Source organism: Streptomyces thermovulgaris (assembly GCF_002155915.1).
Classification (GTDB): domain Bacteria; phylum Actinomycetota; class Actinomycetes; order Streptomycetales; family Streptomycetaceae; genus Streptomyces; species Streptomyces thermovulgaris.
In genome coordinates this window covers 1-8,482 of the sequence record NZ_MUME01000417.1, presented here as the reverse complement: position 1 = coordinate 8,482, position 8,482 = coordinate 1, and the positions used below count along the sequence as shown (strand labels likewise).

The following is an 8,482-nucleotide window of genomic DNA, read 5'->3' as shown; positions in this document are numbered from 1 at the left end:
CGGCGCCCACCCGCCCCGGTGTCCTCCTTGGCTGCCTGCTGACCGCCGCCCTGCTGCTGTACTGGGTGCCCGCGCTGCGTCTTGGCGACGCCGACCTGGACCGGATGGGCGGGCTCGGCCTGGTCTCGGTCCTGCCGCCGCCGACCCTGGCCGGAGCGGCCCTGCTGGCCGTGGTGTTCGCCTCGCTGCTGTGGCTGCGCCGCGAGCACCGGGCGCTGCTGCTGGTCACCCTGCTCGCCACCGTCGTCTCCCTGCACGCGCTGCCCGCCGTGATCGAGAGCGAGCCGCGGTTCGCGACGGCCTGGCAGCACCAGGGGTTCATCGACTACCTCCATCGCACCGGGTCGGCCGTACCGGACCTGGACGCGCGCTGGAGCTGGCCCGGGTTCTTCGCGGTGGTCGCGTTCGTCGCCGGCGCCTGCGGGGTGAACGACCTCACCGAGGTCGTCCGCTGGTGGCCGCTGACCATGCAACTGCTGTATCTGGCGCCGATGTTCCTGCTGGCCCGTTCGATGCGGGCGAGCTGGCGGGCCAGGTGGACCGGCGTGTGGATCTTCGTGCTCGGCGGCTGGGTGGGCCAGGACTACTTCTCCCCGCAGGGCTTCACCTATCTGCTCTACCTGGTCTTCGTGGCGGTCCTGCTGGTCTGGTTCCGGGCGCCGCGCATGCTGTGGACGAAGGTGCGTCCCGGCGAGGCGGAGGTCGAGCCGGCCGGCCGGGGGCAGCGGGCCGTGCTGCTCGCGGTCGTGATCGGTCTGTTCCTCGCCAGTGTCCCGGCCCACCAGCTCACCCCGTTCGTGATGCTGGGGGTGCTGACCGTGCTGGTCCTGGCCGGCCGGTCCGAACTGCGCGGCCTGCCCGTGCTGTTCGCGGTGGTGGTGGTGTCCTGGCTGGGCTTCATGGCCGAGCCGTACTGGTCCGGGCACTTCGACGAGCTGTTCGGCGGGGTCGGCGGGATCGGCAGCAATGTGTCGACGTCCGTCTCGGGCCGTATCGAGGGCGGCGACTCCACGCACCAACTGGTGCTGTACACGCGTGTGCTGCTGGCCGGTGCCGTGATGGCCCTCGCCTGCTGGGGCTGGTGGCGGCGGCGCGAGCACCGGTACCGCGAACGGTCGCTGCTGGTGCTGGCCCTCGTGCCGTTCCTGGGCTTCGCCATGCAGTCCTACGGCGGCGAGATGGCCCTGCGGGTGTTCATGTTCGCGCTGCCCGGCGCCGCCCTGCTGGCGGCGCTCGCCTTCTTCCCGCGGGCCGGGGTGAACGCCGAGGAACGCGCGAAGGACCGGGTGAGCCTGGCGCCGCTCGCCGCGCTGCTGACGGGCGTGCTGCTCATGGGCGGCTTCCTGGTCGCCCGGTGGGGCAACGAGTCCTTCGAGCGGATCCGGCCCGGCGAGGTCGCCGCCATGGAGTACGTCTACGCCCACGACGAGCCGACCGTACGGCTGCTGTGGCTGAGCGACGACCCGGTCGACAACGTCACTCCGGCCATGCCCTGGGGCGCCAGGGACATGGAACGCGTCTCCTATGTGCCGGTCCAGGCGCCGACCGACCCGGTGCTGGTCTCCGGCCTGGTGGAGGAGCTCAGGGACGCGGGCCCGAACTCGTATCTGATGGTCAACGAGAGCCAGGTGATGTATCTGCGGATGAACGCGGGCTACTCGGACACCTGGCCCGCGCGGCTCGTGGAGAACCTGGACGGCCGAAAGGAACTGCAGAAGGTCTTCGCCAACGACGACGTCGCCCTGTACGCGCTGCGCGAGCAGCCCGGGGACACCGTGCCGCAGCCGCAGCCGGGGCCGGCCGGTCCGCAGGTGACCTGGACGCCGTGGTCGGTGGTCGGCGGCCTCGCGGCCCTGATGCTGGCCGTGCTGCTGGCGGCCCGGGAGTTCGTCCGGGTGGCGATGCGGCCGAGTGTGCGCCGGCTGCGGTGGCTGCAGGGCAGCTTCTGGTTCTCCCTGCCCCTGCTGGGCGTGCTGTGCGCCACGCTGGTGCAGCGGTTCCTGACGATGGGGAGCGGCTGACGGGACGAGGCGGGGCGGGCGCCCCGGGCGGGGGCCGGTGCCGGGGCGTCCCCCCCGCCCTTCGCGGCAGTGAGCGGGGACGTCATTGAGCAGGAAGCGGTGGGACAGGCGCCGGGGCAGGCCGGGGGACCGTGGTGCGGACCTCTGCCGGCAGGCGACCGCACGGCCGACGTGATGCCGGGGCCCGCGCGCCCGCCCCGGCCCGGGTGAGCGGTCCGGGCCGGGCCGAGCGGCCTCAGCGCCTGAGCCACTTCACCTCGTACGCCTTCATGTCGAACCGCCTGCCGTCGACCTCCGCGCTGATCGGCCGGTCCAGGGTGTTGACCACCAGGACGGTCCTGTCGCTCGCCAGGACGCGTACGTTGGGCACGTCGTCCGGGGCGACGGACACCGTCCGGTACGCGGTGCCGGGCGGGAACTCCCGGTGGAAACGGGAGAGCAGGCCGTACAGGGGCAGCTCCCGTCCTCCGTCGGAGGATTCGGTCGGCGTCCACAGGCAGCCGGGGCAGTCGCCCTTCCTCTTCTGGGGGTTCCAGTAGAAGCCGGAGGTGGCGCCGCCCTTGGCGATGGCGATCAGACCGGCGGCCTGGACGGCGACGCGGTGCGGCTCGGACCAGCGCTTGCGGTCGTCGTTGCGGTCGGCGGGCTCGACGTAGTACTCGGCCCACCACAGCGGCAGTCCCGGTGTCTGCTGCCGCACCCACCGGCCGACGGCCGTGAACTTGTCGGTGGCGGCGAACTCGTCGGGCAGCAACTCGTCGTCCTTGGTGGTGTAGCTGGAGCCGTCGACGACGACGAAGTCGGCGCCGGCCTTGTGCCGGTTCCAGTAGGCGAAGGCGTCCAGGACCCGCTGGTCCATGGCGCCCCAGGGGCCGCGCAGGGCGGTGGAGGCGTTCGCGTCCTTCTGCGGGTCGACGCTGTCCATGACGAGGTAGGGGCCGCCCACCATGTTCTTGGGGTTGACCTTCTTGAGCGCTGTGTAGACCAGGTTGTAGAGCTTGGTGTAGCCCTCGTAGTCCCAGCGGCCCTCGGCGTCGTTCCAGAAGCCCTTGAACTCGTTCCAGACGATGAAGTGGCGTACGTCTGGATAGCGTTTGGCGACGGTCGCGGAGAGTGCGGCGAAGTCCTTGTAGTGCTCGGGGAGCGGGGCGGTCTCCAGGGCGCTCTGGCTCCAGTCGGTGTTGTCGACGCCGGGCCGGCCGCCCTTCATCCAGTCCGGGGCGCAGCACAGGGTGATCACCGGAATGCCGCCGGAGGCGCGGATGAAGTCGATCCGGCGGTCCAGCGCCTCGAAGTCGTAGTGCCCCTTGACCGGTTCGGGGTTGTCGGCGCCCCAGCCCATGATCGCCTGGTTCTGCGGCAGGCCGCCGTCCTTCGCCAGCCGTTTCCTGACCCGGTCGGTCGCCGTGGCGCTGCCCACGTCGGCGCTGAACTGGGTGTGGGTGAAGCCCCAGCCGACGTACGGCTTGTCCGCACCCGGCCGGTGCACGGGGGTGCCGTGCACCGCGTCGCCGTCGCGTGTGGTGCCCTCGGTGCTCGCGCCGCCCGGCGGGGTGCTCAACAGGGCCACCAGCAGGGCCACTGCCACCGCGCCCACCCCGAGCAGCGCGGTGAGCCGCCACCACCCTGCCCCCGTGATCCACCCTTGACGTCCCATCAGGGACAACAGTAAGGGGGGAAATCACCCTTGGGACAGGGGTTGACCATATTCGACCCATGTCCGCTCGAACCCGGGCCCGTGCCCGGCTCGTGCCCGGGCCCACGGGAGCGCCGGCGCATCCCCCGGGCGCGCGGGGGACCGGGACGCACCACCCGTGTGCGCGTCCGGTGCTTGGACGGGGCATGGCCCGCTCCGCCCAAAGGCAGGGTCGCCGGGCCGGCGCCCCTAGTCCCCGTAGGCCGCCCGCAGGGCGTCCCGTACGGCCTTCAGCGCCTCGTCCTCGCCGAGTCCGAGCCGGCGCACCCGCTCCGCGTAGGCCTGGGCGGCCGCCGCGGCCTCCCGCACCGCCGCCGAGCCCGCGGCGGCGATGAACGTGCCGTTGCGTCCCCGCGTCTCGATCACGCCGTCCGCCTCCAGCACCCGGTACGCCTTGGCGACCGTGTTCGCCGCGAGCCCGAGCGACTCGGCCAGTCCGCGCACCGTGGGCAGCCGGTATCCCACCGGCAACGCTCCCGACCGGGCCTGCTCGGAGATCTGCGCCCGCACCTGCTCGTAGGGGGGTGCGCCGTCCTCGATGTGGATCTTCAGGGTCACGAGGTGATTGTCCCGTATGCACGCGCGTGCGCCCCAGTGGACAGGGGCGGCGGAGACGAAAACCTCCGGGGCCGGACGGGGGCGGGCGAAAATTGGGAGGCGCCCGACCGGGTCTCCCCGTAGCGTGCGTCCCCATGACCGTGATCGTCCGTGATCTGCGTCCCGACGCACGAGCCGACCTCGAGGGCTTCGCCCGTGTCCGGCACCGCGCCCTCCCCTACCTGCTGATCACTCCCGAATCGCTCGTCCACGACCTCGCCCATCTGTCCCCCGACGCCCACCACCGGCCGCTCGTCGCCGTGGCGGACGGCGAGGTGGTCGGCACGGCCCAGGTGCATCTGTCCCCCGAGAGCCCCGAGCCCGGCCAGGGCAACATCAACGTCTATGTGGACCCCGCGTACACGCGCCGCGGTGTCGGCAGCCTTCTCGTACGGGCCGCCGAGGAGCACCTGGTCGCGCACGGGGCGGTCAGGCTGTTCGCCTGGGTGCTGGACGAGCCGGGCAACCGCGCCTTCGCCGAGCGGCACGGCTACCGGCCCGGCCGCTCCGCCCACTTTCTCCGTCTGGACCTGGCGGGCACGGCCCTGCCCCCGCTCCAGGACCCGCCGCCGGGCGTGGAGCTGCGCACGGGCTCGGACTTCGCCGACGACCCGCGTCCGCTGTTCGAGCTGGAGGCGGAGACGACGGCGGACGAGCCGGGCGACGTGAATCTGGAGCTGGGCGACTACGAGGCCTGGCTCGAGCAGACCTGGCGGCACCCGCTGCTCAGCCCGGAGCTGACGTCGGTGGCCGTGGTCGACGGCCGTCCCGCGGCGTTCTCCGCGGTCCGCACCGACGGCGGCACCCGCTACTTCACCTCCATGACCGGCACCGCCCGGGCCTTCCGCGGCCGGGGCCTGGCCAAGCTCGCCAAGAACCACTCGCTGCATCGCGCGCGGGCCGCCGGGTACACGGAGGCGTTCACGGGGAACGACACCGGGAACGGGCCGATGATCGCGATCAACAAGTGGCTCGGGTACGAGGTGTGCGCGACGGAGGTGCGGTATGTCCGCGAGCCGGGCTGAGCCCGGGGGCCGGCTGGACGTGGTCCTCGTCAAGGCCGGCCTCACCAAGATCCGCTACCCGGCGGAGCTGCTGGCCGACGACGGCACGCGCATCACCGTGCGCGCCCCGTGGGCGGGCGGGGCGACACGCGACTTCGGCTTCGTCCGCTTCGAGCCGGGCGACGTCTTCACCGAGCACTACTGGCGCGACCGCTGGTACTCGGTGAAGGAGGTCCGCGACGCCCGGGGCGCGCTGAAGGGCTGGTACTGCGACGTGACCCGCCCCGCGACCCGCCTGGGGGTGGAGGTCGTCGTCGAGGACCTGGACCTGGACCTGTGGCGTTCGGCCGACGGCAGGGACATACGGCGTCTCGACGAGGACGAGTTCGCGGCGAGCGGCCTGGCGGAGCGGGACCCCGAGGCGGCTGCCGCCGCCCTGGCCGCGCTCGACGAGCTGGAGGTGCTGGCCCGCGAGGACGGCTTCGGGGCCCTGCTGACCTGACCTCCGTGCCCGCCCCGCCCCAGGGGCCGGGCGCTCGGGTGCTCGGACCGAGGCCGCCCTCGCACACCGCTCGTCGTCCGCCCTCCTGCCCCACGGCCCGGCGTCGTCCTACAGGTGCTGCGGATGAAGGCGGGAGACAAGGGGCCGAAGAAGCATGGTCGGCCGCTTCGGGGGTATGCCGATCGGGGTGACCGTGCCCCAGACACCTTCGACCAGGACCGTCCGGCCCTCCGGCCGCAGCAGCTCCGTCCAGCGCCGCAGCGCACGGGCGGGGTCGGGCGGCGTCCACAGGACGTGGCGGGCCAGGACGGCGTCGAAGCGCTGCTCGCCCGCCGGCGGGTCCGCCGTGTCGCCGACCAGGCACATCGCGTCGAGGCCGGCGAGCTTGACGCGTGCCCGCTCCGCCCTCGCCGGGGACGGGCCGGCCCCCGTCACCCGGTGCCCCTGCTCGGCCGCGAGGAGCGACGGGCTGCCGGTGCCGCAGCCGAGGTCGAGGACGTCGGGGGGAGGACCGGGCAGCCGGTCGCGCAGCCGCTCGGCCCAGGCGGCCCGCATCCGTGGATCACGCAGCCCGTGGTCCGGCTCGTCGTCGAGGGCGGCGGCCCGGGCGTCCCGGTCCGCCCGCTCCCGGTCCGGTCCGTCACCGCCGGCAGCAGTCCGTTCGCTCATGGTCCGAGGACGACGCCGGCCACCGGCACCGGGGTGATGCCGACCACTGACAGCCGGACCGTGACAGCCGCCACAGACAAACCCGCACCGATGAGGAACTCTCGCCCGAAAGGCCTGCCGCCGTCGGCGGACGGACCCCGGTAGGCGTCGAAGGAGGCAGCCATGCGCCGTGTGACCGTGCGGAAGCCCCTGAGGAAGACGGACCCCCGCAGGCTCCGTGAGGAAATCGACGAGCGTCCCGTCGGGCGGCCCGAGATCCGCAAGGACATCGCGCGCACATGGTGGCCGGACAGCTGAACGGCATCGGCACTGCCCGTGCCCGCGGCGGACCGGTGGGCACCCCTGCCGGGCAGGGGCCGCGGGGCCGGACCTGAGCGCAGCCTCAGAGCTTCCTTAACGCGAGCATAAGAATCGCCCGCCGGCGCCTCCGGCGGGCGATTTCGCGGTTTCTTCGGGCTAGCTTCTGGATCACCCCCCACGGAATACGGCCCGCGGGATCCACCCCCCGTATTCAGAAGCATTCCGAGGAGTTCCCTGATGTCCGCACGCCGCAAGGCCGCCACGCTCGCCGCCCTCGGCATCCCCTCCCTGGCCCTGACCGCGCTCGCCGCGGCGCCCGCGTCCGCGCACGGCTCCCTGGGAGACCCGGTCAGCCGGGTGTTCCAGTGCTACGGAGAGGGGCCGGAGAGCCCGAAGTCCGCGGCCTGCAGGGCGGCGGTCGCGGCCGGCGGCACCCAGGCGCTGTACGACTGGAACGGCGTCCGGATCGGCGACGCCGGCGGCCGGCACCAGGAGCTGATCCCGGACGGCAGGCTGTGCAGCGCGAACAACGAGGCGTTCAAGGGGCTGGACCTGCCTCGCGCGGACTGGCCGGCGACCTCCGTGCGCAGCGGCTCCTACACCTTCAAGTACCGCGTGACCGCCCCGCACAAGGGCTCCTTCCAGGTCTACATCACCAAGCCCGGCTACGACCCGGCGAAGCCGCTGGCCTGGAGCGACCTGGATCTGGAACGCCCGGTCGCGACGGCCACCGACCCGGCTGCCTCGGGCGGCTTCTACACCTTCTCCGGAACGCTGCCCGAGCGCTCCGGCAAGCATGTGCTGTACACGGTGTGGCAGCGCTCGGACAGCCCGGAGGCGTTCTACTCCTGCTCGGACGTCACCTTCGGCGGTGGGAGCGGCGGCGCGTCCGGCGGTTCCGCACCGGCGCCGGCCGCCTCCGCGCCGACCGAGCAGCAGATCAAGGCCGGTGCCGGCAAGTCGTCGATCGAGAACCACGGCCAGGGGGACGCGGATCCCCACACGACCACGGATCCGACGCCGGCCCCGGCCGGGGACGAGGCCGAGGGCACGGACGGACGGAAGGCCGAGGACGCCGAGGGCAAGGACACGACCGGGGACACGGACGGGCAGCCGGCCGCGGCCCCGGCCGCCGGCGCCGGTGAGCCGAACCGGCCGAAGGCCGCCGGCACCCCGGTGAACCTCGCCGAGACCGGCGGCGACAGCAGCACCCCGTATCTCGCGATCGGCGGTGCGGCCGCCCTGGCGCTGGGCTCGGCGGCCCTGTTCGCCTCGGTCCGCCGGCGCGCCGCGGCCGGGGGCCGACGGGGCCGCTGACGCGGCCCGTGGACACGGGGCCTGTCCGGTGGCTCAGACCGGGCAGGCCCCGAAGCACGTCAGCTGAACACGGACGCGCAGGTGGTGGGGGTGGCACGGGCCGGGTCGAGCGCGTTGGCCACCTCGTGGAAGGCGATGCGGTCGGACAGGGCGATCGCCAGGTGCTCGGACAGGTCGAGCGGACACAGGTCCTGCAGCAGGACGTTGCGCACATTGGGACCGGACAGGTACTGGCTGCGCCACGGTGTGACCACCTCGTCGTACTTGGTGGCGATGACCGTGTAGCGCACGCCGGGCACGGTGTCGCCGCCCTCGCCGACCAGGTCGCCGGGTCCGCCTTCCTCACCAAGCTCAACGAGGGCGGCGACACCGTGCC

General features: G+C 73.1%; 6 protein-coding genes and 3 pseudogenes. 5 read left to right on the top strand and 4 right to left on the bottom strand.

Annotated features, from left to right (window positions below; translation table 11 throughout):
- A pseudogene (locus CCN35_RS25650) lies at nt 1-2,021 on the top strand (lipopolysaccharide biosynthesis protein); the annotation flags it as partial.
- A gap of 235 nt (nt 2,022-2,256) precedes the next feature.
- On the opposite strand, the gene CCN35_RS25645 reads toward CCN35_RS25650, so the two are convergent.
- Both CCN35_RS25645 and CCN35_RS25640 read right to left on the bottom strand, forming a co-directional pair.
- Complete coding sequence (locus tag CCN35_RS25645; protein ID WP_086794505.1) at nt 2,257-3,678, bottom strand: GH39 family glycosyl hydrolase; 1,422 nt, start codon at nt 3,676-3,678, stop codon at nt 2,257-2,259.
- 228 nt (nt 3,679-3,906) lie between these two features.
- Nucleotides 3,907-4,275, bottom strand: coding sequence for a GntR family transcriptional regulator (locus CCN35_RS25640; RefSeq protein ID WP_067397871.1), 369 nt, complete (start codon nt 4,273-4,275; stop codon nt 3,907-3,909).
- Between the two features lie 134 nt (nt 4,276-4,409).
- Here CCN35_RS25640 and CCN35_RS25635 point away from each other — a divergent pair, with 134 nt between their 5' ends.
- Both CCN35_RS25635 and CCN35_RS25630 read left to right on the top strand, forming a co-directional pair.
- Entirely contained in the window at nt 4,410-5,339 is a 930-nt protein-coding gene (locus tag CCN35_RS25635; RefSeq protein ID WP_086794503.1) for a GNAT family N-acetyltransferase, read from the top strand.
- Complete coding sequence (locus CCN35_RS25630) at nt 5,320-5,820, top strand: ribonuclease FAU-1 family protein (RefSeq protein ID WP_067397873.1); 501 nt, start codon at nt 5,320-5,322, stop codon at nt 5,818-5,820. Before CCN35_RS25635 ends, CCN35_RS25630 begins: the two co-directional genes overlap by 20 nt.
- A gap of 111 nt (nt 5,821-5,931) precedes the next feature.
- On the opposite strand, the pseudogene CCN35_RS25625 reads toward CCN35_RS25630, so the two are convergent.
- Nucleotides 5,932-6,489: pseudogene (locus CCN35_RS25625) on the bottom strand (class I SAM-dependent methyltransferase); the annotation flags it as partial.
- 162 nt (nt 6,490-6,651) lie between these two features.
- On the opposite strand from CCN35_RS25625, the gene CCN35_RS30010 reads away from it, so the two are divergent.
- Both CCN35_RS30010 and CCN35_RS25615 read left to right on the top strand, forming a co-directional pair.
- Nucleotides 6,652-6,786, top strand: coding sequence for a hypothetical protein (locus CCN35_RS30010; protein ID WP_086794500.1), 135 nt, complete (start codon nt 6,652-6,654; stop codon nt 6,784-6,786).
- Nucleotides 6,787-7,026: 240 nt separating this feature from the next.
- Nucleotides 7,027-8,106: a lytic polysaccharide monooxygenase auxiliary activity family 9 protein gene (locus CCN35_RS25615; protein WP_067397875.1), complete on the top strand. Its 1,080-nt coding sequence runs from the start codon at nt 7,027-7,029 to the stop codon at nt 8,104-8,106.
- 59 nt (nt 8,107-8,165) lie between these two features.
- On the opposite strand, the pseudogene CCN35_RS25610 reads toward CCN35_RS25615, so the two are convergent.
- Nucleotides 8,166-8,482 (bottom strand): annotated as a pseudogene (locus CCN35_RS25610) (hypothetical protein); the annotation flags it as partial.

Bases quoted from the DNA above. Each gene is read 5' to 3' on its own strand.
- CCN35_RS25645 (WP_086794505.1), bottom strand. From the start codon at position 3,678: ATGGGACGTCAAGGGTGGATCACGGGGGCAGGGTGGTGGCGGCTCACC.
- CCN35_RS25635 (WP_086794503.1), top strand. From the start codon at position 4,410: ATGACCGTGATCGTCCGTGATCTGCGTCCCGACGCACGAGCCGACCTC.
- CCN35_RS25630 (WP_067397873.1), top strand. From the start codon at position 5,320: ATGTCCGCGAGCCGGGCTGAGCCCGGGGGCCGGCTGGACGTGGTCCTC.
- CCN35_RS30010 (WP_086794500.1), top strand. From the start codon at position 6,652: ATGCGCCGTGTGACCGTGCGGAAGCCCCTGAGGAAGACGGACCCCCGC.
- CCN35_RS25615 (WP_067397875.1), top strand. From the start codon at position 7,027: ATGTCCGCACGCCGCAAGGCCGCCACGCTCGCCGCCCTCGGCATCCCC.